This is a genomic window from Mycolicibacterium confluentis (genome assembly GCF_010729895.1).
In the GTDB taxonomy this organism is placed as follows: Bacteria; Actinomycetota; Actinomycetes; order Mycobacteriales; family Mycobacteriaceae; genus Mycobacterium; species Mycobacterium confluentis.
On record NZ_AP022612.1, the window covers coordinates 2719039 to 2743313 of the forward strand.

Genomic DNA, 24275 nt, shown 5'->3' on the forward strand with positions numbered 1-24275 from the left:
GGATTGCCTTCGCTCATAGGTTGTGCGAATCCATCGGCGAACCGCAGGAGAGTTCATGACGCATCCACCATCCCCGACCGCAGGTCGACTCACCGGAAATCTGGGCACGACGAGCATCGTTCTGATGGTCGTGGCGGCGGCCGCCCCGTTGACGGTCCTCGGCGGCAACGTCCCGCTGATGATCGGTTTCGGCAATGGGACAGGCGCCCCGATCGGCTTTGTGGTGGCCACCACGGTGCTGTTGTTGTTCGCCATCGGATTCGTGAATATGACACCGTTTGTGCGCGAAGCCGGCGCGTTCTACGCCTACGTCGCCAAGGGACTGGGGTTCGCCCCGGGAATCGGCACCGGATTCCTGGCCCTGCTCTCCTACACCTGCATGCAGGTCGGCATGTACGGCTACATGGGCGCGGTGCTGTCGAACGTGGTCGCTGACGTCACCTCGGTGCAGATTCCCTGGTGGGTGTACGCCCTGGCCACGCTGGCGGTGATCGCCTTCCTCGGCTACCGGCACATCGAGTTGAGTTCGAAGGTGCTGGGCATCGCCCTGATCGCCGAGGTCGGCATCGTCGTGGTGCTGGATCTGGCGATCGTGCTGACCGGCGGCGAATCCGGTCTCAACCTGCAGTCCTTCGCGCCGTCGAACGCGCTGTCCGGACCCATCGGAGTCGCGGTGCTGTTCGCCCTGACCGGCTTCATCGGCTTCGAATCCACGGCGGTATTCCGCAACGAGGCCCGCGATCCCGACCGCACTCTGCCGCGCGCCACCTACATCGCCGTGCTGGGAATCGGCAGCTTCTACCTGGTCTCGGCCTGGCTCATGGTGCTGGGCTACGGGATGGACTCGGTGGTGGACAAGGCCCAGAACGACACAGACAACTTCCTGTTCAGCATCGTCGACACCTACCTCGGGACGGTCGGTCGCGACATCGTTCAGGTGCTGATCATCACCAGCATCTTCGCCTGCCTGCTGGCACTGCACAACGTCGTGGCCCGCTACCAGTTCGCGCTGTCGCGGTACACGTTCATGCCGTCTGCGCTGGGCCGGGTGCATGATGTGCACCGCTCGCCGCACATCTCGTCGTTGACCCAGTCCGCCACGGCCCTGGTGCTGACCGTCATCGCCGCACTGCTCGGTCTGCAGCCGCTGACCCAGGTGTTCGCCACCCTCGGCGGCATCGCCACCATCGGCATGGTCGCCCTGATGACCGTGACCTCGATCGCCGCATTCCGGTTCTTCCGCGCGACGCCGTCGTGCACGAAGCCGTGGCAGCATCGGATCGCCCCGGCGCTCGCGGTGCTCGGCCTTCTCGGCAGCCTGGTGCTGGTGCTGGTCAATTTCCAGCTGGTGACCGGTTTCGGATTGACCGTGGCGGTCATCCTCGCGACCATTCCGTTCCTGGTGTTCGCGGTCGGCACGGCGGTCGGCGCCAAAGAACACCGGTCAGCAGCCGAGCTCGACGCCGATCTGTCGACGGAATCCGCGCAGTGAGCGCGGGGGGCGAGGCCTTCCTCGATTCGCACGGGACCTACATCCAGCCGGTAGCCCTCACCGCCCACACGGCCCTGCTGGTGGTCGACATGCAGATCCACGACGCCCGGCCGGACGGCGCCTTCAACGTGGCGATGGAACGGCTGCAACCGGGATCGATGGCGTACTTCAACGACCGCACCGAACGTGTCGTGGTGCCGGCGATCGGCCGGCTGCTGCAGGCGTGGCGGACACGGGACCGACCCGTGGTCCACCTGCGCCTGGGGTCGCAGTACCCCGACTACCGTGACTTCCCGCCCAACTATCGGGCGTGGATAAAGGCGATCGAGGATGCCAGCGGGGTGCGGGAGATCTTCTACGCGGGATCACCGGATTTCCAGATCCGGCCGGAGTTGGCGCCCGTGGACGGTGAATGGGTGGTGGACAAGCTGACCTACGGCGCGTTCAACTCCTCCAACCTGGATCGGGTCGCCCGAGCCGCCGGGTTCACCGGGTTTGTCGTGGCCGGCATCTCCACCAACTGCTGCGTGGAGTCGACGGTCCGCGGCGCGGCCGAGCGCGGCTATGAGTGCGTCGTAGTCGACGAGGCCACCGCCGACTACGACGAGAGCGCGCACCTGGCATCCCTGCGGGCGCTGGCGGTCAACCACGCCCGGGTGGTGCGCAGTGTCGATGAGGTGTTGGCGGCGGTCGACAGCGGCACACCCATGTAAAGCACCCAACCGGAGACCCCGTGCCGCGCCCCGCCCGTCATTCCCAAGGAGGTGACATGCATGACCCTCGTCCAGCTGCTGGCCTTCGTGACCGCCGCGCGACTCGGCACCTTCAGCGCGGCCGCCCAGGAACTCGGACTCAGCCAGCCGGCGGTCTCCGATCTGATTAGGCGACTGGAACGCGAACTCGGCACCGCGCTGTTCGAACGCGGCGGCCGGGCCCTGGTCGTGACGCCGGCCGGCGACGAACTGTTGCCCTGGGCGTCGCAGGCCGTGCAGGCCGCCGAGGACGGGCGGCGCGCGGTGCGCGCACTGCACGATCTCACCGGCGGCAAAGCGACCTTCGGCCTGCTCCGCAACGTGCACTATTACCTGCGCGCCGACCTCGCCGCCAATTTCCGCCGACAATACCCACAGGTGCGGATGCGGCTGGTCGGCCAAAACAGCGCCGAGACCACCGCCGCCGTGGCGCGCGGCTCCATCGAGGCCGGGCTGGTGACGCTGCCCGTCGACACAGAAGAGCTCCGTGTCCTGCCGGTGGCGCGCGACGAAGTGCTCTACGCCAGCACCGACGAATCAGCTCTCGCCACGCCGCGCACCATCGAAGAATTCTGCTCGGCGCCACTGGTGCTGTACGACGCCCACCACTCGAACACCGATCCAGCCCGTCGACAACTCAACGACCGCGCTCAACTCGCCGGCCTGCGCATTGAGCCCAGCATCGAGGTCGAATACCTGGACATGGCACTCGATCTGGTGGCCCAGGGGTTCGGAGACACCATCGTGTGCCGTGCTGCCGTCACCCGCGAGGTCCTGCCACGCGGCATCGGCATCGTGTCGTTCGCCGAACCCATGTACGACACCCTGGCGTTCGTGCGCCGCAACGACCGAACCCTCAGTTCGGCAACCGCCGAAATGGTCCGACTGTCGCATGAAGCGCTGCTGGAACATCAGGATTCCCCAGCTGGCACCGCCGAGGTGATCGCCAGCGGTCGCGACATCATCGGGTTCCTGCGCTGAATCCCGACCCATAGCGAAACCTTATGCGCTGACCAAGTCACCGACCGCTTGCCCTATGCGCCGACCCGTTCGTACTGTGACGAAGACCCATTGATCTCAATCCACCCGCGAGAGGCAGACGATGAGACGGCATCTGAAATCCGTTGCACAGCAATCGATCACCACCACGGACACAGATGTACGCACGCGCGTCGAGACCATCATCGCCGATGTTCGAGCCGGCGGCGACGCGGCCGTGCGCAGGTACTCCGAGCAGTTCGACTCCTGGTCTCCGCCGAGTTTTCGACTGACCTCCACCGAGATCGACGCGGCGATGGCGCGGTTGCCGCGTCAGACGATCGACGACATCGTCGAAGTGCAACGCAACGTCGAACGATTCGCCCGCCTGCAACTGGAATCGATCCACGACATCGAACACGAGGTCGCGCCCGGCGTCATCCTCGGCCACCGCAACCTACCGATAGCGTCGGTGGGCGCCTACATCCCGGGCGGTCGCTACCCCCTGCTGGCGTCGGCCCACATGATCATCACGACAGCCAAAGTGGCTGGGGTGCAACGCGTCATCGCCACAACACCCCCGACGGCGGGCGCCATACCCGACGCCAGCGTCGCAGCGATGCACCTGGCTGGCGCCGACGAGATCTACGTCCTCGGTGGAGTGCAGGCAGTCGCCGCGATGAGCGTCGGAACCGAGTCGGTCGACCGGGTCGACATGATCGCAGGACCGGGCAACGCCTATGTGGCCGAGGCCAAGCGCCAGTTGTTCGGCGAGGTCGGGATCGACCTGTTCGCCGGGCCCACCGAGGTTCTGATCATCGCCGACGACACCGCGGACCCGCTGACCGTGGCGGTGGACCTGCTCAGCCAGGCCGAGCACGGTCCGGATTCACCCGCGGTGCTGGTCACCACGTCCGAGCAGGTGGGGCGGGACACGATCACGGCGATCGACCGGCTGCTGCCGGGCCTGCCCACCCACGAGGTCGCCGGCGCGGCATGGCGAGACCATGGTGAGGTCATCCTGGTCGATTCGATCGACGAGGCCTATGCGGTCAGCGACGAGTACGCCAGTGAACACGTGCAGGTATTCACCGCCGACCTACGTGACGCGCTGGACCGACTGCAGAACTACGGTGCCCTGTTCCTTGGTGAACAGACCTGTGTCTCTTACGGCGACAAGGTGATCGGCACCAACCACGTGCTCCCCACCCGGGGCGCGGCCCGCTACACCGGGGGCCTGTGGGTGGGCAAGTTTCTGCGCACCGTGACCTATCAGGAGATTCGGTCGGCCGAGAGCAGTCGCGAGTTGGGCGAACTGCTGGGCCGGGCCGCGCGCGCCGAGAATTTCGAGGGACACGCACGGTCCGGCGATCTGCGCGCGGCAAAAGCCAGGGGGACGCTGCCGGAATGGGCGAGGTGACCTCGCAGCAGCCCCAGGTCCGCCAGGAGCGTGACCTGCTGGGCGTACGAGACATCCCCGCCGAGGTGTACTGGGGCATTCACACGCTGCGCGCGTGCGAGAACTTTCCGGCCAGCAGCGAACCGGTCGGCGCCCACCCTGATTTCGTATACGCCTTGGCCGCGGTCAAACAGGCCGCGGCCCAAGCGAATCACGAGCTCGGCGTGCTGGACTCGAGCCGTCGCGACGCGATCGTGGCCGCCTGCACCGAGATCCGCGGCGGCGCCCTGCACGACCAGTTCATTGTGCCGATGGTTCAGGGCGGGGCCGGCACCTCGACCAATATGAACGCCAACGAAGTGGTCACCAACCGCGCACTCGAACTCCTCGAGCGTCCGCGCGCGGACTACGCGGTGCTGAGCCCGACCGACCACACCAACCTCAGCCAGTCCACGAACGACGCCTACCCCACCGCCCTTCGCGTTGCGGTCAGTGCGGGCTGCGCGCAGCTTCGGGCGGCCCTGCATCAGCTCGGCGCGGCCTGCGACGCCAAGGCCGCGGAGTTCGCGACTGTGCTCAAGGTGGGCCGCACCCAGCTTCAGGACGCCGTGCCGATGACACTGGGACGCGAGTTCGCCGCGTTCGGCGCGCTTGTCCGTGCGGATCTGGAGCTGCTCGTCCGCGCGGAACACGCGCTGTATGAGATCAATCTCGGCGGAACGGCGATCGGTACCGGCCTCAACGCACCCTCCGGCTACGCCCCCGTGGTGCGAGCTCACCTGGCGAGCATCGTGGATCTGCCGCTGCGCACGGCACCGGACCTGATCGCCGCCACCCAGGACTGCGGCGCGTTCGTCCAGACCTCGGGTGCCCTGCGCCAGATCGCTGGACGCCTGTCGAAGATCTGCGACGACCTGCGGCTGCTGTCCTCGGGACCGCGAGCGGGCTTCGGCGAGATCACGCTGCCCGCCGTGCAGGCGGGCTCCAGCATCATGCCCGGCAAGGTCAACCCGGTGGTTCCCGAATTCGTCAACCAGATCGCGTTCCAAGTCGCCGGTGCCGACGTCACCGTCGCCATGGCGGCACAGAGCGGCGAGCTACAGCTCAATGCATTCGAACCCGTGATCGGCCACTGCCTTCTGACGGGACTGCGCCAGCTGCGCCGGGCGGTCGATGAGCTCGCGCGGTGCGTGGCCGGCATAGGGTGCGATCGAGACCGGTTGGCCGCGGCCGTGACGGACTCGATCGGCATCGCGACCGCGTTGAATACGCACCTCGGCTACGCCACGGCAACCGATGTGGCCCGCGCAGCGCTGCGGTCCGGGCGCGGAGTGGCCGAACTGGTACGCGAGCGCAAGCTGCTCAGTCCGGCCGAAATCGAGCGGGCTCTGGATCCAGCCATCCTCGCCCAGCCGCGCTGACGGCACCCGCACCATCAATGGTGGCGCACGTCGCCTGATCGCGGTGCCCGTCAGCCAAGCCGGGCAGCAGATACTGCAGTTGGCCGACCTCCTCGATGTTGTGCCGCACCCAGGCGTGCGCCATGGCGTCGGGGAATCTGCGGGTCAGCGCCCAGTTGACCGGGGTTGCGAGCGCCGACCGGGCGCCGATGTCGAGCACGCTCACATAGTGCGCACCCTCGGCCCCGGCCGACCAGGTGTGCTCAAGCTGGAAGACCACCACGCCGGCCAGTCTGGTGACCAGCCTGATACCGGTCTCATCGAGTTTCTCGACGCGGTCCACCACGTCGACCGGGTAGGTCCGGTCCTCGTCGATTCCCCGGAACTGTTCGACGATCCGGAACCGGGCCCCCTCGGCCGCGCCACCGCCGGGCGCGGGGCGGGCCAAATCCCAGCGGATGTGATCGATCGGGTGCCAGGCCAGATAACGCGGGATCACGTCGTCGCCGTAGCGCATGGTGCCGCCGATATGGGTGAACCAGTCCAGCAGCATGGCAGGTGTGACGCTGGCCAACCGGTGATGGTCGATCGTGATCCGTCGTCGCAGGTGCGGCAGCCTGGTGTGGCGTACGACGGCGGACTCGACGGATCGCAGGGGATACAGCACGGGAGTCATGACGTACTCCTAAGATACGTTTGCGTTTCTTAATTCCCAGGCTAGGCTCGTGACATTGGATACGCAAGCGTTTCTTAGGAGGTGTCAGTGGCCCACCGCCGACGGGGTGCAGACCTGGAGAACGCGATCCACGACGCGACCCTGAAACTGCTCGGGGAACGCGGTGCCGCCGGAGTCACGATGGAGGCCGTCGCCGCGGCCGCCGGCACCAGCAAGCCCGTGCTCTACCGCCGCTGGCCCGACAGCACCGCACTGCTCCGCGACACGCTCCTGCGCACCGCCACCGCGGCGGTCCCCCACCTCGACACCGGCAGTTATCGCGAGGACATGCTCGCGATCCTGCGGGGCTGGATCGACCTGTTCACCGGACCGCAGGCGTCGACCATGAAGGCCGTCATCGCCGCGATGTCCGCCGACGACGACCTGGCCGAGGCGTTTCGCACCGAGGTCATCGGATGGCGCAAACAGGAGATGGCCGAACTCCTGCAACGGGGTGTGGCGCGCGGCGAGGTGCGCGCCGACGTCCCGGTCGACATCGTGCGCGAACTGGCCCAGAGCGTGCTGTGGCACCGCCTGTTGGTCACCGGCGATCCCCTCGACGACGGCCTGGCGGTGCGCCTGGTCGACGACATCCTGATACCCGTCGTCGCACCGCGATCACAGCCCTGACCGGCCCCTTACTACGGACTGTAGTTTTTCGTCCTCTACGCTTGGGCCCGTGTTCTTCCGCCGACTGGTCGACCTGCTGCCCGAACCCAGTCTGCGCGCGCAACGCCTGATTGCCGCGCTGGTGATCCTCACCCAGGGCGGTATCGCCGTGACCGGTGCGATCGTGCGCGTCACGGCGTCGGGCCTGGGCTGCCCGACCTGGCCTCAGTGCTTCCCGGGCAGCTTCACACCCATCCCGCACCCCGAAGTGGCGCGGGTGCACCAGTTGGTCGAGTTCGGCAACCGGATGATCACGTTCGCGGTGGTTCTGACCGCGATCCTCGCGGTGCTGGCGGTGACCCGCGCGCGCCGTCGCCGCGAAGTGCTGGTCTATGCCTGGCTGATGCCCGCGTCCACGGTCGTTCAGGCCGTCATCGGCGGCATCACGGTGCTGACCGGCCTGCTGTGGTGGACCGTGGCGATCCACCTGCTGGCCTCGATGACCATGGTCTGGCTCGCGGTGCTGCTCTACGTCAAGATCGGCGAACCCGACACGGGCACCGTGGTGCACGTGGTGGCCGCTCCGCTGCGCTGGCTCACGGTGCTGTCCGCCGTCACGCTCGCGGCCGTGCTGGTGACCGGGACCCTGGTGACGGGCGCCGGACCGCACGCCGGCGACAAGAGCATCGAGCGCCCCGTGGCACGCCTGCAGGTCGAGATCGTCACTCTGGTGCACGCGCACTCGTCGCTGCTGGTCGCGTACCTGGCGCTGCTCGTGGGCCTGGGCTTCGGCCTGCTCGCGGTGCACGCCCCACGCCCGGTGCTGACCAGGCTGGCGGTCGTCGTCGCGCTGGCGTTCGCGCAGGGTACCGTCGGTGCCATCCAGTTCTTCACCGGCGTCCCCGAGGCGCTGGTGGCCCTGCACGTCGCGGGGGCCGCGGCCTGCACAGCCGCGACGGCCGCGCTATGGGCGTCGATGCGAGAGCGGACCCAGACCGAGTCGATCGAGAGCTGATTCGACCCCGAGCGCGAACCGGCGCTGCTGGGCCGCCCTGGTGGTCGCGTCGAGTTGACGCCACCCCAGGCTCGGTTCGACCAGCTCGAGTTCCAGCAGGACCGGATCCCGGTCACCGATGAGGTCGACGCGCGCGTAGAGCAGTTCTGACGGGTCGATGCCCAGATGCGCCGCGGCCGCGGCCAGCGCCGCGTAGCCCGTGTCCCACAGTTCGAAATCCGGCTCGGTAGGCGCCAGCGACTCCTCGGCGTAGGTGCCCGAGTCGTCGAAGGCCGGCCGCTCCCCCGGCGCCCGCAGGATCGGCCCCTTGGTGAAGGCGTGCGACTGCTCCCCGGCGAGGAAGACCAGGGCCGTCTCGCCGTGCTCGACGCGCGCGTCGTACGGCTGAACCAGCACGGTCGAGCCCGACTCCTGCAGCCGCGCCGCATGTTCCCGGGCCGCACGGTGGTCGGTGAATCTCTGGGCGCCGACAGATCCCGCCCCAACCGCCGGTTTGACCACTACCTCGCCCGCGGGCAGGTGCACGATCTCGTCGGGCGTGAAGAACTCGCTCTCGAGCACGCGGACCCCGGCGATGTCGAGATCGCGCAGGTAGCGCTTGTCGGTGTTCCAGGCGACCACCTCGGGCGCATTGAGCAGATTCGGCACCTGCTGCGTCCAGTCCAGGAACTCGTCGAGGCGCTCGATGTAGTCCCACGTGGCCCGCAGGATCACCAGGTCCGCTTTCAGGGTCTGTGGGTCATCCCAGGACAGCCATCGCGCCGCGAGGCCGCGCTGCCGCAGCGCAGCCACCAGGCCGTCGTCGTCACCGTCCCCGTCAATGAGCTTCGGGCACCCCGCCAGAACGATCTTCGGATGGAACACGTCAGGCCGGGCCAGCTTCATGACGGCATCATGGACAAGGATGATAGTCACCATGGACGCGATCGAAGTCAGCCGAACCGGCGGCCCCGAAGTTCTGGCCCTCGTCGACAAGCCGCAGCCCACCCCGGGACGGGGTCAGGTTCTGATCAAGGCAGACGCCATCGGAATCAACTTCATCGACACCTATTTTCGGTCCGGACTGTATCCGCGGCCAGTGCCCTTCATCGTCGGCACCGAGGTGTGCGGGACGGTGGCCGCCGTCGGTGACGACGTGGCCGCGCTGTCGATCGGTGACCGCGTGGTGACCGCGAACGCCGACGGCGCCTATGCGCAGTACTGCACGGCCCCCGCCGATTTCGTCGCCTACGTGCCCGACGCCGTCCCCTCGGACGCCATCGCCTCGGCGCTGCTGAAGGGCATGACAGCGCACTACCTGATCAAGTCCGTGTACCCGATCACCCCGTCGGACACCGTCCTGGTGCACGCGGGCGCGGGCGGGGTCGGCCTGATCCTGACGCAGTGGGCGGTCAGCGTGGGCACCAAGGTGATCACGACGGCGTCGACGCCGGAGAAGGCCGAACTGTCCCGGCAGGCGGGCGCGTTCGAGGTGCTCGACTATCCGGAGGACCCCGCGGAGTTCGCGGCCAAGGTGCGCGACCTCACCGACGGCGTGGGTGTGCAGGCCGTCTACGACGGGGTCGGGGCCAGCACGTTCGACGCGAGCATGGCCAGCCTGGCGGTGCGCGGCACCCTGGCGCTGTTCGGTGCCGCCAGTGGTCCGGTGCCCCCGGTGGACCCGCAGCGCCTCAATACCGCCGGATCGGTGTTCCTGACCCGGCCCAAGCTCGGCGACTTCACCCGCACGGCCGATGAGTTCGCCTGGCGGGCGGGTGAACTCATGGATGCGATTGCGGCCGGGACCATCGACGTCACGGTCAGCCAGAGGTACCCACTGGCCGAGGCGGAGCGGGCGCACCGCGATTTGCAGGGCCGCAAAACGGTGGGCTCGATCGTGCTGGTGCCCTGACCGGGCTCAGGACAGCAGCGTGGGCAGAGCCAGCACCGAGTCCACGGCCAGTGCGCAGAAAACTGCGGCCAGGTAGTTGTTGGACTGCAGGAACAGCCGCAGCGGTTTGACGGGTACGCCGCGGCGCACACCCGCGTAGAGCTGATGGGCCATCACCAGGAACCACGCGCCGGCCAGCACCGCGACCGCGAGGTAGAGCCATCCCGCCGCGGGCGCCAGCGCCAGCGTGGTCAACACCGTGAGCCAGGTGTACACCAGGATGTGGGTGGTCACCTGCTTCTCGGTGGCCACCGACGGCAGCATCGGCACCCCGGCAGCCGCGTAGTCGTCCTTGTAACGCATGGCCAACGCCCAGGTGTGCGGCGGCGTCCAGAAGAAGATGATCAGGAACATCACCAGCGCGGGCCAGCCGATCGTGCCCGTGACGGCCGACCAGCCGATCATCACCGGCATGCATCCCGCCGCGCCACCCCACACCACGTTCTGCGAGGTGCGACGTTTGAGCAGCAGGGTGTAGACGAAGACGTAGAACGCGATGGTGGCGACGGCCAGCACACCCGAGAGCAGGTTGCTCGTCCACCACAGCCAGAAGAACGACGCCACGGACAGCACCAGTCCGAACACCAGCGCGTGCCGCGTGGGCACGGTCTCGCGGGCCAGCGGGCGAAGCGCTGTGCGCTTCATCACCTTGTCGATGTCGGCGTCGGCGACGCAGTTCAGCGTGTTCGCGCCCGCCGCCGCCAGCCCACCACCGATGAGGGTGTTCAGGATCAGGATCGGGTTCACCGATCCGCGTTCGGCCAACAGCATGGCCGGGATCGTCGTGACCAGCAGGAGTTCGATGACTCTCGGCTTGGTCAACGCCAGATAGGCCAGCACGGTGGTGCGGATTCGGCTCCGCGCGACGCGCTCGCGGATGCTCACGCAGTTAACTCCTCATGAAAGCGATTGGTCGCGGCAGCCTCGCAGCTTCTACTACGAACGATGGTAGACCGCGGGCTCGCCATCTCCACATCGCGGGTCCGTTCGGTGGATGCGGACTGCCGCGGCGGAATAGTTGACACTAGGGTTGAGCACAGCGCCCTGTCCGCCTGACATGCAGTTCCCAAGGAGTTCGGTAGTGACCACAGTCGAAGAGATCGCCGCATTGACGGTGCCCAACCATCCCGAGGATTGGACCGACGTCGATTCCCGGGCCGTTGACACCGTGCGCGTTCTGGCCGCGGACGCGGTGCAGAAGGTGGGCAACGGCCATCCGGGAACCGCGATGAGCCTGGCGCCGCTCGCCTACACGCTGTTCCAGCGTCAGATGCGCCACGACCCGTCGGACACCCACTGGTTGGGCCGGGACCGGTTCATCCTGTCCTGCGGCCACTCCAGCCTGACGCTGTACCTGCAGCTGTACTTGGGCGGCTTCGGCCTGGAGTTGTCCGACATCGAGGCACTGCGGACCTGGGGCAGCAAGACGCCCGGCCATCCGGAGTTCCGGCACACCAAGGGTGTGGAGATCACCACGGGCCCGCTGGGCCAGGGCCTGGCCTCCGCGGTGGGCATGGCCATGGCCGCCCGCTACGAGCGCGGCCTGTTCGACCCCGACGCCGCGCCCGGTGAAAGTCCGTTCGACCACTACATCTACGTGATCGCCTCTGACGGCGACATCGAAGAGGGCGTGACCAGCGAGGCGTCGTCATTGGCCGGCACACAGCAGCTGGGCAACCTGATCGTCTTCTATGACAAGAACCACATCTCGATCGAGCACGACACCGACATCGCGCTGTCCGAGGACGTCGCCGCGCGCTACCGCGCCTACGGCTGGCATGTCCAGGAGGTCGAGGGAGGCGAGAACGTGGTCGGCATCGAGGCCGCGATCGCCGAGGCCAAGAAGGTGACCGACAAGCCGTCGTTCATCGCGCTGCGCACGATCATCGGTTATCCCGCGCCCACCAAGATGAACACCGGTGGCGTGCACGGCGCGGCGCTCGGCGACGACGAGGTGGCGGCCACCAAGAAGGTCCTCGGGTTCGACCCGGAGAAGAGCTTCGAGGTCAGCGACGACGTCATCACCCACACCCGCCAGTTGGTGGGGCGTGGCAAGGAGGCGCACGACGCCTGGCAGCAGGATTTCGAGGCGTGGGCTCAGCGTGAGCCCGAGCGCAAGAAGCTGCTGGACCGGCTCCTGGCTCAAGAGCTCCCGGAGGGCTGGGACGCCGACCTGACGCACTGGGAGCCGGGCAGCAAGTCCGTCGCCACCCGCGCGGCGTTCGGTCAGGTGCTCAACGACACCGCATCCAAGCTGCCTGAGCTGTGGGGCGGCTCGGCCGACCTCGCGGGCAGCAACAACACCACCATCAAGGGTGTGAAATCGTTTGGCCCGCCGTCGATCTCGACCGACGACTTCACCGCCGACCCGTACGGCCGAGTGCTGCACTTCGGCATCCGCGAGCACGCGATGGGATCGATCCTGTCGGGCATCGTGCTGCACGGCCCGACGCGCGCCTTCGGCGGCACCTTCCTGCAGTTCTCCGACTACATGCGGCCCGCCGTGCGCCTGGCAGCCCTGATGGACATCGACACCATCTACATCTGGACGCACGATTCCATCGGCCTGGGTGAGGACGGACCGACCCACCAGCCCATCGAGCACCTCGCCGCACTCCGGGCCATCCCGAGGCTCGCGGTGGTGCGCCCCGGCGACCCGAACGAGACCGCCTACGCCTGGCGCAGCATCATCGCGCGGGGCAACGGCAGCGGCCCGGTCGGTTTCATCCTGACGCGCCAGGGCGTCCCGGTGCTCGAGGGCACCGACGCCGACGGTGTCGCCAAGGGCGGCTACGTGCTCGGCGGTGAGCAGGCCGCCGATGCCGACGTGCTGATCATCGCGACCGGTTCCGAACTGCAGCTCGCGGTCGAGGCCAAGAAGCTGTTGGCGGAGAAGGACATCACAGCCGCTGTGGTGTCGATGCCGTCCGTCGAGTGGTTCGAGAAGCAGCCCCGCGAATACCGGGATTCGGTGCTGCCGCCCGATGTTTCGGCCCGCGTCGCCGTAGAGGCCGGCGTGGCCATGCCGTGGCACCGCTACGTCGGTGACACCGGCGAGATCATCTCGATCGAGCACTACGGCGAGTCGGCTGACGACAAGACCCTGTTCCGCGAATTCGGTTTCACCGCAGAAGCCGTCGTCGCCGCCGCCGAACGCGCAATGAACAACTAGGGACCAACGGAGGCGTTGGGCTCTTCGAGAGGATGAGAGAAGGCATCATGACCCAGAATCCCAACCTGGCAGCACTGAGCGCTGCGGGCGTGTCGGTGTGGCTCGACGACCTGTCCCGGGACCGCCTGCAGACCGGCAACCTTCAGGAGCTGATCGACACCAAGAGTGTGGTCGGGGTGACCACCAACCCGTCGATCTTCCAGGCCGCGCTGTCGAAGGGGCACGCCTACGACGACCAGGTCAAGGAATTGGCCTCCCGGGGTGCCGACGTCGACGCGACGATCCGGACGGTCACCACGGACGACGTGCGCAACGCGTGTGACGTGTTGGCCAAGCAGTACGAGCTCTCCGACGGCGTCGACGGCCGGGTCTCGATCGAGGTGGACCCGCGCCTGGCGCACGACACCGACAAGACGATCCTGCAGGCCGTCGAGTTGTGGAAGATCGTCGATCGGCCCAATCTGCTGATCAAGATTCCGGCCACGCTGGCCGGTCTGCCCGCCATCACGGCGGTGATCGCCGAGGGCATCTCGGTCAACGTCACGCTGATCTTCTCGGTCGAGCGCCACCGCGCGGTCATGGACGCCTACCTGGCGGGCCTCGAGGCCGCCAAGGAGGCGGGCCATGACCTCTCCAAGATCCACTCGGTGGCCTCGTTCTTCGTCTCCCGCGTCGACACCGAGATCGACGCGCGACTGGAGAAGATCGGCACCGACGTCGCCCTGGACACCCGCGGTCAGGCCGGCGTCGCCAACGCACGACTGGCGTACGCGGCCTACCAGGAGGTCTTCGAGCAGGGCAGCCGGTTCGCCGCGCTGGCCGAGCAGGGTGCGCGGGTGCAGCGGCCGCTGTGGGCGTCCACGGGTGTGAAGAACCCCGACTACTCCGACACGTTGTACGTCACGCATCTGGTGGCACCCAACACCGTGAACACCATGCCCGAGAAGACCATGGACGCGGTGGCCGACCACGGCGAGATCACCGGTGACACCATCACTGGGACCGCCGAGACCTCTCAGATCATCTTCGACAAGCTGGCCTCGGTCGGGGTCGACGTGCCGGATGTGTTCAAGGTGCTCGAGGACGAGGGCGTCGAGAAGTTCGAAAAGTCGTGGCAGGAGTTGATCGACGCCACCCAAGAGCAGCTCGACGCCGCGGCGAAATGAGCAGCACCACGGCGGCGTGGGTGAATCCGCTGCGGGACAGGCGCGACAAGCGAATGCCCCATATTGCGGGCCCCTGCGCCGTCGTGATCTTCGGTGTGACGGGCGATCTGGCCCGTAAGAAGCTGATGCCGGCCATCTACGACCTGGCCAACCGTGGGCTGCTGCCCCCGCAGTTCGCCCTGGTGGGTTTCGCCCGCCGGGAGTGGGCCGACGAGCACTTCAGCGATGTGGTGCGCGAGGCGGTGGAGCAGCACGCCCGGACACCGTTCCGCCAGGAGGTCTGGGACCGACTGTCGGAGGGAATCCGCTTCGTACACGGCGACTTCGACGACGAGTCCGCCTTCGAGCGGCTCGCCGAACGCCTGCGCAACCTCGATGAAGAGCGCGGCACGGGCGGCAATCATGCGTTCTACCTGTCGATCCCGCCTGCGGCGTTCCCGGTGGTCTGCGAGCAGCTGTCGAAGTCGGGCTTGGCGCGCAACCACGACGGATGCTGGAACCGCGTGGTCATCGAGAAGCCCTTCGGCCACGACCTGACCAGCGCCGAATCGCTCAACGAGGTGGTCAACAGCGTCTTCCCGGAGTCGTCGGTGTTCCGCATCGACCACTACCTGGGCAAGGAGACCGTGCAGAACCTCCTCGCCCTGCGGTTCGCCAACGAGATGTTCGAGCCGATCTGGAACGCGCACTACGTCGATCACGTCCAGATCACCATGGCCGAGGACATCGGATTGGGCGGCCGCGCAGGCTATTACGACGGCATCGGGGCCGCGCGGGACGTGATCCAGAATCACCTGCTGCAGCTTCTGGCGCTGACCGCGATGGAGGAACCGGTCAACTTCTCCCCCGCGGAACTGCAGGCCGAGAAGATCAAAGTGCTCTCGGCCACCCGACTGGTGGAACCGCTGGACCAGACGACCTCGCGGGGCCAGTACACGGCCGGTTGGCAGGGCAGCGAGAAGGTGATGGGCCTGCTCGACGAAGAGGGCTTCTCCACGACTTCCACCACCGAAACGTTCGCGGCGATCACGCTCGATGTGGACACCCGCCGATGGGCGGGCGTCCCGTTCTATCTGCGCACCGGAAAACGCCTCGGCCGCAGGGTCACCGAGATCGCGCTGGTGTTCAAGCGGCCGCCCCATCTGCCGTTCGACGCCACCATGACCGAGGAACTCGGTAAGAACGCTCTGGTGATCCGGGTCCAACCGGATGAGGGCATCACCTTGAGATTCGGCTCCAAGGTGCCCGGCAACCAGATGGAGGTCCGGGACGTCAACATGGACTTCTCCTACGGCGCGGCCTTCGCCGAGGAGTCCCCGGAGGCCTACGAGCGCCTGATCCTCGACGTACTTCTGGGGGAACCGTCGCTCTTCCCGGTCAACGCCGAGGTCGAACTGTCGTGGAAGATACTGGATCCCGCGCTCGAGAACTGGGCCGCGAACGGACACCCCGATCCGTATGTGTCCGGCGGTTGGGGCCCGGAGTCGGCATTCGAGATGCTGCGCCGTGACGGCAGGGAATGGAGACGCCCATGATCGTCGACCTGCCCGACACCACCACCAGCGACGTCAACAGGCGCCTTGTCGCACTGCGCGAGGAGGGCGGTGCGGTCACGCTGGGCCGTGTGCTCACACTCGTGATCGCGCCCGACTCCGAGTCGATGGTTGAGGAGTCGATCGAGGCGGCCAACCATGCCAGCCGTGAGCACCCCTGTCGCGTGATCCTGGTGACGCCAAAGGACCGACGAGCGGCCGAACCGCGACTGGACGCCGAGATCCGGGTCGGTGCGGATTCCGGGGCCGGTGAGGTTGTCGTACTGCGTCTTTCGGGAGCGCTGGCCAACCACGCTGACAGCGTGGTGATCCCGTTCCTGCTGCCCGACACCCCCGTCGTCGCCTGGTGGCCGGATTTGGCGCCGGCGTCTCCCGCCCAGGATCCGTTGGGCCGATTGGCCGTCCGCCGCATCACCGACGCCACCAACGCCGCCGACCCCTTGGAGGCGATCAGAAGCCGCCTCGACGGCTACACCCCCGGTGACACCGACCTGTCCTGGAGTCGGATCACCTACTGGCGGGCGCTTCTGACCGCGGCCGTGGACTTGGCGCCGCATGAGCCCATCCAGTCCGCCATGCTCTCCGGTCTGGCGACCGAGCCCGCCCTGGACATCCTGGCCGGGTGGCTGGCCACCAGGATCGACGGACCGGTGACCCGCAGAGTCGGTGAGTTGAAGGTCGAGTTGCGGCGCGAGTCGGAGACCATCACGCTGCAGCGCCCGCAGGAGGGCATCACCGCGACGCTGTCACGCACGAACCGCCCGGACGCGCTGCTGCCGTTGGCACGCCGCGAACCTCGGGACTGCCTGGCCGAGGATCTGCGCCGCATCGATGCCGACGAGATCTATCACGACGCCCTGCATGGGCTGAGCAAGGTGAAGTACGTATGAGCGAATCCGTGGTCGAAATCTATTCCGATGCAGGCGAAGTCGCCGACGCTGCCGGCGCCCGCCTGATCGGCGCCATCACGGGGGCGATCGCCGACCGCGGGCAGGCCCACATCGTGCTGACCGGTGGCGGCACGGGCGTGGCCCTGCTGCGCCACGTCGCCGAGCACGGCCAGGACATCGACTGGTCGGCGGTGCACCTGTACTGGGGCGACGAACGCTACCTCCCCGAACGCGACGATGAGCGCAACGCCAAGCAGGCCCGTGAGGCGCTCGTGGAGAAGGTCGACATTCCTGCCCGCAACGTCCATCCGATGGCGGCCTCCGACGGCGAGTTCGGGGACGACATCGACGCGGCCGCACTGGCCTACGAGCAGGTGCTGGCCGCCAACGCGCCCGACGGTGATCCGACTCCCCTCTTCGACGTCCACCTGCTCGGGATGGGCGGTGAGGGCCACATCAACTCGCTGTTCCCCTACACCGCGGCTGTGGCGGAGACCTCGCGCATGGTGGTCGCCGTGACCGACTCTCCGAAACCGCCGCCAAGGCGGATCACCTTGACCCTGCCCGCGATTCAGCGCTCCCGTGAGGTGTGGTTGGTGGTGGCCGGTGCGGCGAAGGCCGATGCGGTCGCCGCCGCAATCGGCGGCGCAAAGCCCAGCGACATCCCCGCCGCGGGCGCGATCGGCCGGGAGCGCACCGTGTGGCTTCTGGACACTGAGGCCGCTTCAGCCCTGCCCGGCTGAGTTCAGCCCGCGACGATCACGTGCAGCGTGCGTGGCCCGTGCACGCCCTCCACCCGGTCGAGTTCGATGTCACTGGTCGCACTGGGCCCGCTGATCCAGGTCAGAGGTCTGGTGTGCACACCCGATTCGACCAGGCGCGCAACGGCTTCCGGGACGTCGGTGACAATCTGCTCGACGGCCACCACGCAGACGTGCACATCGGGCACGAGGCTCAGTGCGCGTCTTCCCTGGCCGGGCCCATGGTCCAGCACGATGGTGCCGGTGTTGGCGATGCCGACCGTCGCCGCGGTCACGACGGCGTCCACACGGTCGAGTTCGGTGGCGCTCAGGCCGGTGTCCTCGAGCCAGGAGGTGCTGCCCCACCGCATCCGGGCCTGTGTGTCGGCGATGACGATGGCCGCCCCGACGCGCCGCAGCGCCGACTCGATCGCATCCGCGACGTCGGGTGTCGCCACCCTCTGCACCGTGGCGCGATAGTCGGCGGTGCGTTCGGCGAACCTGGCCACCACATCCTCGGCGCCGGTGCTGACCGCCCGCCCATACTCCCACGACACGCCCGCGACGACGGGGCGGTCCGACAGCGCGGCCCGGACACGGCCGAGGATCTCGTCGCGCGCGCTCACTGCCCCTCCTCCGTGCGTCCGCCGTCGGTGCGTTCCCACCACGATCGGAACGACTCGGTCGGCGGCACCGGGACGTCACGCGAACCGGACCATCGACTGGCCGGCCACGGCAGCCTGCGCAGCACTTTCTTTGATCCGAACAGCCTGCTGCGCAACGTCTTCCCACCCAGCTCGGCCGCCACTTGGGCGGTCTCGAAGCGACGATGGTCGGCGAACAGCCAACTCGCGGCCGTCATGCCGAGGCTCTCTCCCGACGGCAGGCCACCCCGACTCTCGTCGACCACCCGGGTCCGCAGGTGCACCAGCAGTGCCGGGATGTCGATGCGCACGGGGCACACGTCGAAGCAGGCGCCGCACAGGCTCGACGCGTACGGCAGGGATTTGTCGACATCACTTGTGGTGCCGCGCAGTTGCGGGGTCAGCACGGCGCCGATCGGCCCCGGGTACACCGATCCGTAGGAGTGGCCGCCGGCCCGCTCGTACACCGGGCAGACGTTGAGGCAGGCCGAGCAGCGGATGCATCGCAGCGCCTGACGGCCGACGGTGTCGGCGAGCGCCGCGGTCCGGCCGTTGTCGACCAGGACGATGTGCATGTCCTGCGGTCCGTCGCCGTCGGCGGGACCGGTCCAGATGGACGTGTACGGGTTCTCGCGTTCGCCGGTGCTGCTGCGCGGCAACACCTGCAGCATGACCTCGAGGTCACGCCAGGACGGCAGCACCTTCTCGATACCGACGACGGAGATCAGGGTCTTGGGCAGGGTCAGGCACATTCGGCCGTTGCCCTCGGACTCGACGACCACGAGGCTGCCGGTCTCGGCGATCGCGAAGTTGGCGCCGGAGATCGCGACCTCGGCGCGCAGGAACTTCTCCCGCAGGTGCAGGCGTGCGGCCTCGGCGAGTCGCTTCGGTTCGTCGGTGAGGTCGGCGGGTGCGGGCCTGCCGACCTTGTGCATCTCCCGCAGGAAGATCTCGCGGACCTCGGCGCGGTTGCGGTGGATCGCAGGCACCAGGATGTGGCTGGGCCAGTCGTCGCCGAGTTGCACGATCAGTTCGGCGAGATCGGTCTCCCAGGCGGCGATTCCGACGTTGGCCAGTGCCTCGTTGAGCTCGATCTCCTGGGTCGCCATCGACTTGACCTTGACCACCTCGGTGGCGCCTGCCGCACGCACCAGGTCGACGACGATGCGGTTGGCCTCCTCGGCGTCGCGGGCCCAGTGCACGGTGGAACCTGCGGCCGTCGCATTGGCCTCGAACGCCTCCAGGTGCTCGTCGAGGCGCAGCAGCGCGTTGTCCTTGATGGCCTCGGCGGCCAGCCGCAACTGCTCCCAGTTGGGCAGTTCGGCGACGACGTTGGCGCGTTTGGTGCGGATTGTGGCGGTGGCGTGGGCCAGGTTGCGGCGCTGCACCGTGTTCTTCAGCGCGGCCTCGGCGGCCACCTGGAACTTGGGCATGCCGAGGAAGGCCGCGGTCACGCCGACGTGCGGGTGGCCGGTCATGCGGGGCTGTCCTCGGTGGCGGCCAGGATCTCCGCGAGGTGCAGCACCCGCACGCCGCTGCGCTCGCGCGACAGGATGCCGCCGATGTGCGCCAGGCACGAGTTGTCGCCCGCGACAAGCACTTCGGCCTCCGTTTCCCGCACATGTCGCGCCTTGTCCAGCCCCATGGCCACCGACGTGCCCGCATTCTTGAGGGCGAAGGTGCCGCCGAAACCACAGCACTGGTCGGCGGCCGGGAGTTCGACGAGGTCGATGCCGTGCACGGCGCGCAGCAGTTGAAGCGGGCGGTCACCGACCCGCAGCATGCGCAGCGAGTGACACGTCGGGTGGTAGGTGACGCGGTGCGGGAAGTGAGCCCCCACGTCGACGACCCCCAGCACGTCGACCAGAAACTCCGACAGCTCGTGCACCCTGGGTGCCAGCGCCTCCACCTGCGCAGCCAGGTGCGGGTCGCCGGCGCGGGCCGCGATCAGCCTGTGCTGATGACGCACCGAGCCCACACAGGAACCCGACGGTGCGACGACGGCGTCGTAGTTGCCGAACGCCTCGACGAAGGCGCGCACGGCGGGGATGGCCTCGTCGGCGTAGCCGGTGTTGGTGAACATCTGCCCGCAGCAGGTCTGCCGCACCGGGAAGTCGACCTCGCAGCCCAGGCGGCGCAGCAGACGCACGACCGCCTTGGGCGTCTCGGGCCACATGACGTCGTTGAAGCAGGTGGCGAACAACGCCACCCGGTGAGGGCTGGTCACTCTGTCCACCTCATCACGTCTGAGGCCGTCAGACAACCGGCCTCGCGGGAGGCGGTGCCCGGGTGATACTGGCTGCCATGGCAGACAAAGAGGTCAGCGCCGGTCGCTCGCGACCCGCCCAGCAACGCATCAAGACTCTCGCGCAGGCGGCACTCAACGCCGACGTGACCGTCGGGCAGGTCGACACGGTGCTGCAGGGGCTGTCGGAGACCCTGGAGGCTCTGAAACATTCGACCGACAACCTCGATGCGACGATGGAGCGCTTCAACGCGACCATCAGCAGCATCGACGAGTTGGCGCCGCGACTGCTCGCGGTGATGGACCGCCTCGAGGCGATCGTCGACCGCGTCGAGCGCATGGTCGAGGTCGGCGAGGCGGTGACGTCACCGCTGACGGCGACCGAGCACGCGGTGCGCGGTGCGATCACCGCGGTGCGCCACCGCACGGGCCTCTAGAGCTACGGGCGAGGATGGGCGCTCACACCGCCACGAAGCGCTCCACGTAGGGCGCGAACCGCCGGCGCAGGTCATCGCGGTCCAGGCCGAGGTCCTCGGCGCGGTAGTCGATCCGCCCCAGCCTGCCGCGGGTGTGTCCGGCCAGGTAGTCCGCGACAGCGCGCCGCGACTCCTCGGTCGGCGCGTAATCCGCTGTGTCCCAGACCCTCTGCACCATCGCGAGGTCGTCGGCCATGAACTCGTCGAACCGCACGTCGATGGTGCGCTCGGGTGGAAGCAGGTGATGGTCGCGCATACACGCGGTGAGCATCTCCTCGATGCGGGTGATCCAGTAGCCCGCCACGGTCTCGACATCTACCTCGTCGACACTCATCCGCATGGTGTAGGTCATCATCGTGGCCATCGAGACGCTGACGTCCACCGGATCCCGGTGCGTGACGATGAACGTCGCATCCGGGAAGACCTTCAGCAACGGCACGAACTGCTCGAGATGCTGCGGGCTCTTGAGCACCCAGCGCCGGTGGTATCCGTCCTGATGCTGCAACACCTGGAGCATCATTCGCAGAAACTGGTAGCCCGGCGTCTGGTCGTTGTCGCGCAGGTAGTCCGACCATCGCGGCAGATGCGTCAGCGTGGTGAAGAACCCGCTGGCGAAGTCCTGCACCATCAGGCCGATGTCCTCGTGGATGTGGTCGATCGTCATCTCGTGCATCAACTGGAAGTAGGGCATCAGCGTGTTCGAGATGTTGAGCGCGTCGCCCGTGCGTTGGCGCCGCGGTTCGATCGTGCCCTCCTCGCCGGGCGCGGGCAACGGTTCCTGGGCCTCCCAGTACGGCAGCGACCGCAGCGCCGGGTCGGCGGCCAGCAGGCTGTGCAGATGTGTGGTGCCGGTGCGCGGCAGACCGGCGATCACCAACGGCGCCTTGACCTCGAGGTCGAAGATCTCGGGGTGGTGGTTGAGGTGGTCGATGACCCGAAGCCTGCCCTTGAGGAAGGTCAGCATCAGCGAGAACGCGTACGTGCGGCCGAATGCGGTGAAGCTGGGCAGTTCCTGGAATGCCGCGAGCAGCACGTCCATGCGTTCCCGGTAGTCCTGCGAGCCGAAGTCGGTGAGCCCGGTCTGGGCGCTGGCCTGTTCGTGCAACGCCTCAGCGGTCAGCGGACAGTAGTCGGCCATGGCCGCCATCCCGTCGATGATCGCCTGGGCCTCCGGCGTGAAAGTCGGGCGGGCCAGATCGGTGACGTGGATGGCCGAAGAGGAGGTGGTCACATCCGGCACCCTAACCGACACCATTACAGAATTTACACGAATCGTCACATTGTATGTTGTTAGGATGACGGCCATGTCCGCCCCCGAGAGTGCCGCCGCCTGGCGCGAACTGCTCAGCGCCTTCGCCGATTTCGACCAGCAGTTCCTCGACGGCCCGAAGGCGGTCCGCGGCCAGCAGGCCGTCGCCGAGGGCTACCAGAACCTCGCGACGATGCTCGCACTCTCACTTGACATGCACCTCTTCACCGACCCGGTGGCCCCTCGGTTCATCGACAACCTCACGCCGTTCCGCCCGGACCGCCGCTGGGGCGGGGACAACACCGACTGCTACTACAGCTACGCCGTGGTCGACCCCCATCGCACCTACCGAGTCAGCGGCAGCGCAGGCGACAGCGTCATGTACTCCCTGACCGTCTACAACGAACCCGAACCCGGTGCGTGGCCCAACCGCACGGTCGGCCTGCTGTACGACACCGATATGCCTCTGGACGACGAGGGGCGCTTCTCGTGCGTGCTGGGACCGCGCCGCCCCGCGGGCTACGACGGACCCTTCATCGAACTCTCCCCCGACGCACGCGGCATCATCACCCGCGACTACCACGAGTTCCCGGCCACCGAGCGACGGGTCGACTGGAACATCGAGGTCATCGATCATGCGGGTCGCCCTGTCGCACCGGCGAAATCCGACGACGACATCGCGAAGTCACTGCGCGCGGCACTGCGGTTCGCACAGGACATGTACGCCCTTATCCCGCTGATCCTGACCGAACGCAAGCCCGTCGAACTGGCGGACGGACAGAACCTGAGCATCAACACCCTGGCACCGCCCTATCGGGCCGGCGGTGCGACGCACGGTTACTCGATGCAGGACGCGTGCTACTGCCTCGGCGGGTTCTCCCTGGAACCCGGTGAAGCGCTGGTGATCACGTCGCGTCATCCCGTGGCGAGGTTCTGGAACTTCACCCTGTGGAACCAGTACATGGCCGCCCTCGACGTCGAATACGGCCGCGCCGGAATCAATTCCGGCACCGCGGTGCCCAACAGGGACGGCACGGTGACCCTGGTCATCAGCCGGGAGCAGCTTGAGCATCCCAACGCGATCTCGACCAAGGACCATCACGAAGGATTGATGTCGTTCCGCTGGTTTCACGCCGCCGACCTGCCCGAACCGCCGGTCATCTCGCTCGTCGCCGCGGCCGACGCCCCACGGTCGGTCAGTTGATGGGCGCGCCTCGGGACGCGAGCACCGGTCCGATGCACCGACGCAGGTAGGTCCGCAGTTGATCCGGTGAGCGCGGCGGTGTGGACGGGGCGATCACCATCGACTGGATCAGCCGCAGCAGGTACTCGACCAGATCATCCATCGCCGCTCCCGACCAGCCCAGCGCGGCCCAGTCGATGGCACTGTGCTCCAACATGGTTCGTGACCGCTGGATCGAATCCGGTTGCACCATTCGCCGGCTGATCGAGCGGGCCTGGTCGGTGTCGAGCAGTCGCGTCAGCAGCGCTTCGTCGGGCAGGCGCTCGATCAGGTGCGCGACGGCCTCGACCAGGAGTTCGGTCGGGTCCTCGACGCCGACGGTCCGTTCGCCGACACGTGCGGTCCATCCTCCGAGCGCGGCATCGGCCGCCGCGGCGATCAGTTCGTCGCTGGTCGCGAAGTGCCGGTAGATCGTGGGCCGCGTGATCCCGAGGTCGGCCGCGACGTGCGAGAGCGTGGTGCGTTCGGGCCCATGCCGTTCGAGCATTCTGAGCGCGGCGTCGATGATCCGCTTCCGGGCTTCGGCGTCATCGCCCGGCGGCGCACCCCGCCATCCCCTGCGTCCCATACCGCCCGTCCTGTGAAACGTTCCGTGCCGTCAGTGTAA

The 24275-nt window shown here is 67.7% G+C and carries 23 protein-coding genes; 15 read left to right on the forward strand and 8 right to left on the reverse strand.

The window, feature by feature from the left end:
- Window positions 1-55: 55 nt before the first annotated feature.
- The 5 genes from G6N34_RS12575 (at window position 56) to G6N34_RS12595 (ending at window position 6042) form a co-directional block, all read left to right on the forward strand.
- Window positions 56-1492 carry an APC family permease gene (locus G6N34_RS12575; protein ID WP_085154787.1) on the forward strand — a complete coding sequence of 479 codons (1437 nt, stop codon included), beginning with the start codon at window positions 56-58 and terminating at the stop codon, window positions 1490-1492.
- Window positions 1489-2205 carry a cysteine hydrolase family protein gene (locus G6N34_RS12580; RefSeq protein WP_085154789.1) on the forward strand — a complete coding sequence of 239 codons (717 nt, stop codon included), beginning with the start codon at window positions 1489-1491 and terminating at the stop codon, window positions 2203-2205. Before G6N34_RS12575 ends, G6N34_RS12580 begins: the two co-directional genes overlap by 4 nt.
- A 60-nt stretch (window positions 2206-2265) precedes the next feature.
- On the forward strand, window positions 2266-3225 hold the full coding sequence (locus G6N34_RS12585; RefSeq protein WP_085154790.1) for a LysR family transcriptional regulator: 960 nt from the start codon (window positions 2266-2268) through the stop codon (window positions 3223-3225).
- A gap of 121 nt (window positions 3226-3346) precedes the next feature.
- Window positions 3347-4642 (forward strand): histidinol dehydrogenase, encoded by a 1296-nt coding sequence (gene hisD, locus G6N34_RS12590; protein WP_085154792.1) that lies wholly within the window; start codon window positions 3347-3349, stop codon window positions 4640-4642.
- A complete protein-coding gene (locus G6N34_RS12595) occupies window positions 4630-6042 on the forward strand; it encodes an aspartate ammonia-lyase (RefSeq protein WP_085154794.1) in 1413 nt (470 codons plus the stop codon). The genes hisD and G6N34_RS12595 overlap by 13 nt, the downstream gene beginning before the upstream one ends.
- On the opposite strand, the gene G6N34_RS12600 is transcribed toward G6N34_RS12595, so the two are convergent.
- Window positions 5984-6697: a hypothetical protein gene (locus tag G6N34_RS12600; protein WP_234813041.1), complete on the reverse strand. Its 714-nt coding sequence runs from the start codon at window positions 6695-6697 to the stop codon at window positions 5984-5986. The genes G6N34_RS12595 and G6N34_RS12600 overlap by 59 nt on opposite strands.
- An 87-nt stretch (window positions 6698-6784) precedes the next feature.
- Between G6N34_RS12600 and G6N34_RS12605 the strand changes: the two genes are divergently transcribed.
- The gene (locus G6N34_RS12605; protein WP_109788623.1) at window positions 6785-7366 is read left to right on the forward strand and encodes a TetR/AcrR family transcriptional regulator; all 582 of its coding nucleotides are present in this window, start codon (window positions 6785-6787) and stop codon (window positions 7364-7366) included.
- Between the two features lie 49 nt (window positions 7367-7415).
- Window positions 7416-8360: a COX15/CtaA family protein gene (locus G6N34_RS12610; RefSeq protein ID WP_085154795.1), complete on the forward strand. Its 945-nt coding sequence runs from the start codon at window positions 7416-7418 to the stop codon at window positions 8358-8360.
- Here the strand turns inward: G6N34_RS12610 and G6N34_RS12615 are convergent.
- Window positions 8310-9245, reverse strand: a complete 936-nt coding sequence (locus tag G6N34_RS12615) for an ATP-grasp domain-containing protein (protein ID WP_085154863.1) — start codon at window positions 9243-9245, stop codon at window positions 8310-8312. The two genes, G6N34_RS12610 and G6N34_RS12615, sit on opposite strands and share 51 nt — an antisense overlap.
- A gap of 31 nt (window positions 9246-9276) precedes the next feature.
- On the opposite strand from G6N34_RS12615, the gene G6N34_RS12620 reads away from it, so the two are divergent.
- Entirely contained in the window at window positions 9277-10251 is a 975-nt protein-coding gene (locus tag G6N34_RS12620; RefSeq protein WP_085154797.1) for a quinone oxidoreductase family protein, read from the forward strand.
- 6 nt (window positions 10252-10257) lie between these two features.
- On the opposite strand, the gene G6N34_RS12625 is transcribed toward G6N34_RS12620, so the two are convergent.
- Window positions 10258-11175: a heme o synthase gene (locus tag G6N34_RS12625; protein WP_085154798.1), complete on the reverse strand. Its 918-nt coding sequence runs from the start codon at window positions 11173-11175 to the stop codon at window positions 10258-10260.
- Between the two features lie 196 nt (window positions 11176-11371).
- Here G6N34_RS12625 and tkt point away from each other — a divergent pair, with 196 nt between their 5' ends.
- The 5 genes from tkt to pgl are packed head-to-tail and all read left to right on the forward strand — an operon-like array spanning window position 11372 to window position 17814.
- Window positions 11372-13462, forward strand: a complete 2091-nt coding sequence (tkt, locus tag G6N34_RS12630) for a transketolase (RefSeq protein WP_085154800.1) — start codon at window positions 11372-11374, stop codon at window positions 13460-13462.
- Window positions 13463-13509: 47 nt separating this feature from the next.
- A complete protein-coding gene (tal, locus tag G6N34_RS12635) occupies window positions 13510-14628 on the forward strand; it encodes a transaldolase (protein WP_085154801.1) in 1119 nt (372 codons plus the stop codon).
- The gene (zwf, locus tag G6N34_RS12640) at window positions 14625-16163 is read left to right on the forward strand and encodes a glucose-6-phosphate dehydrogenase (protein WP_085154803.1); all 1539 of its coding nucleotides are present in this window, start codon (window positions 14625-14627) and stop codon (window positions 16161-16163) included. The genes tal and zwf overlap by 4 nt, the downstream gene beginning before the upstream one ends.
- The gene (gene opcA / locus G6N34_RS12645; RefSeq protein WP_085154865.1) at window positions 16160-17071 is read left to right on the forward strand and encodes a glucose-6-phosphate dehydrogenase assembly protein OpcA; all 912 of its coding nucleotides are present in this window, start codon (window positions 16160-16162) and stop codon (window positions 17069-17071) included. Before zwf ends, opcA begins: the two co-directional genes overlap by 4 nt.
- The gene (gene pgl, locus G6N34_RS12650; RefSeq protein ID WP_085154804.1) at window positions 17068-17814 is read left to right on the forward strand and encodes a 6-phosphogluconolactonase; all 747 of its coding nucleotides are present in this window, start codon (window positions 17068-17070) and stop codon (window positions 17812-17814) included. Before opcA ends, pgl begins: the two co-directional genes overlap by 4 nt.
- Window positions 17815-17816: 2 nt before the next feature.
- On the opposite strand, the gene G6N34_RS12655 is transcribed toward pgl, so the two are convergent.
- The 3 genes from G6N34_RS12655 to G6N34_RS12665 are packed head-to-tail and all read right to left on the reverse strand — an operon-like array spanning window position 17817 to window position 20691.
- Window positions 17817-18437 (reverse strand): LutC/YkgG family protein, encoded by a 621-nt coding sequence (locus G6N34_RS12655; RefSeq protein WP_085154806.1) that lies wholly within the window; start codon window positions 18435-18437, stop codon window positions 17817-17819.
- Window positions 18434-19933 carry a lactate utilization protein B gene (locus G6N34_RS12660; protein ID WP_085154807.1) on the reverse strand — a complete coding sequence of 500 codons (1500 nt, stop codon included), beginning with the start codon at window positions 19931-19933 and terminating at the stop codon, window positions 18434-18436. The genes G6N34_RS12655 and G6N34_RS12660 overlap by 4 nt, the downstream gene beginning before the upstream one ends.
- Window positions 19930-20691, reverse strand: coding sequence for a (Fe-S)-binding protein (locus tag G6N34_RS12665; protein WP_407663227.1), 762 nt, complete (start codon window positions 20689-20691; stop codon window positions 19930-19932). The genes G6N34_RS12660 and G6N34_RS12665 overlap by 4 nt, the downstream gene beginning before the upstream one ends.
- Window positions 20692-20759: 68 nt before the next feature.
- Between G6N34_RS12665 and G6N34_RS12670 the strand changes: the two genes are divergently transcribed.
- Window positions 20760-21137, forward strand: a complete 378-nt coding sequence (locus G6N34_RS12670; RefSeq protein ID WP_085154809.1) for an ATPase — start codon at window positions 20760-20762, stop codon at window positions 21135-21137.
- Between the two features lie 22 nt (window positions 21138-21159).
- Here G6N34_RS12670 and G6N34_RS12675 read toward each other — a convergent pair whose 3' ends face one another.
- Window positions 21160-22407 (reverse strand): sulfotransferase family protein, encoded by a 1248-nt coding sequence (locus G6N34_RS12675; protein WP_407663228.1) that lies wholly within the window; start codon window positions 22405-22407, stop codon window positions 21160-21162.
- Window positions 22408-22480: 73 nt separating this feature from the next.
- Here G6N34_RS12675 and G6N34_RS12680 point away from each other — a divergent pair, with 73 nt between their 5' ends.
- On the forward strand, window positions 22481-23629 hold the full coding sequence (locus G6N34_RS12680) for a DUF1214 domain-containing protein (RefSeq protein ID WP_085154812.1): 1149 nt from the start codon (window positions 22481-22483) through the stop codon (window positions 23627-23629).
- Here the strand turns inward: G6N34_RS12680 and G6N34_RS12685 are convergent.
- On the reverse strand, window positions 23622-24236 hold the full coding sequence (locus tag G6N34_RS12685) for a TetR/AcrR family transcriptional regulator (RefSeq protein WP_085154814.1): 615 nt from the start codon (window positions 24234-24236) through the stop codon (window positions 23622-23624). The genes G6N34_RS12680 and G6N34_RS12685 overlap by 8 nt on opposite strands.
- Window positions 24237-24275: the final 39 nt, after the last annotated feature.

Coding starts and splice junctions, on each gene's coding strand:
- G6N34_RS12595 (WP_085154794.1), top strand. CDS start 4,630: ATGGGCGAGGTGACCTCGCAGCAGCCCCAGGTCCGCCAGGAGCGTGAC.
- tal (WP_085154801.1), top strand. CDS start 13,510: ATGACCCAGAATCCCAACCTGGCAGCACTGAGCGCTGCGGGCGTGTCG.
- pgl (WP_085154804.1), top strand. CDS start 17,068: ATGAGCGAATCCGTGGTCGAAATCTATTCCGATGCAGGCGAAGTCGCC.
- G6N34_RS12660 (WP_085154807.1), bottom strand. CDS start 19,933: ATGACCGGCCACCCGCACGTCGGCGTGACCGCGGCCTTCCTCGGCATG.
- zwf (WP_085154803.1), top strand. CDS start 14,625: ATGAGCAGCACCACGGCGGCGTGGGTGAATCCGCTGCGGGACAGGCGC.
- G6N34_RS12680 (WP_085154812.1), top strand. CDS start 22,481: ATGTCCGCCCCCGAGAGTGCCGCCGCCTGGCGCGAACTGCTCAGCGCC.
- G6N34_RS12620 (WP_085154797.1), top strand. CDS start 9,277: ATGGACGCGATCGAAGTCAGCCGAACCGGCGGCCCCGAAGTTCTGGCC.
- G6N34_RS12685 (WP_085154814.1), bottom strand. CDS start 24,236: ATGGGACGCAGGGGATGGCGGGGTGCGCCGCCGGGCGATGACGCCGAA.
- G6N34_RS12670 (WP_085154809.1), top strand. CDS start 20,760: ATGGCAGACAAAGAGGTCAGCGCCGGTCGCTCGCGACCCGCCCAGCAA.
- G6N34_RS12585 (WP_085154790.1), top strand. CDS start 2,266: ATGACCCTCGTCCAGCTGCTGGCCTTCGTGACCGCCGCGCGACTCGGC.
- G6N34_RS12615 (WP_085154863.1), bottom strand. CDS start 9,245: ATGAAGCTGGCCCGGCCTGACGTGTTCCATCCGAAGATCGTTCTGGCG.
- hisD (WP_085154792.1), top strand. CDS start 3,347: ATGAGACGGCATCTGAAATCCGTTGCACAGCAATCGATCACCACCACG.
- G6N34_RS12600 (WP_234813041.1), bottom strand. CDS start 6,697: ATGACTCCCGTGCTGTATCCCCTGCGATCCGTCGAGTCCGCCGTCGTA.
- opcA (WP_085154865.1), top strand. CDS start 16,160: ATGATCGTCGACCTGCCCGACACCACCACCAGCGACGTCAACAGGCGC.
- G6N34_RS12575 (WP_085154787.1), top strand. CDS start 56: ATGACGCATCCACCATCCCCGACCGCAGGTCGACTCACCGGAAATCTG.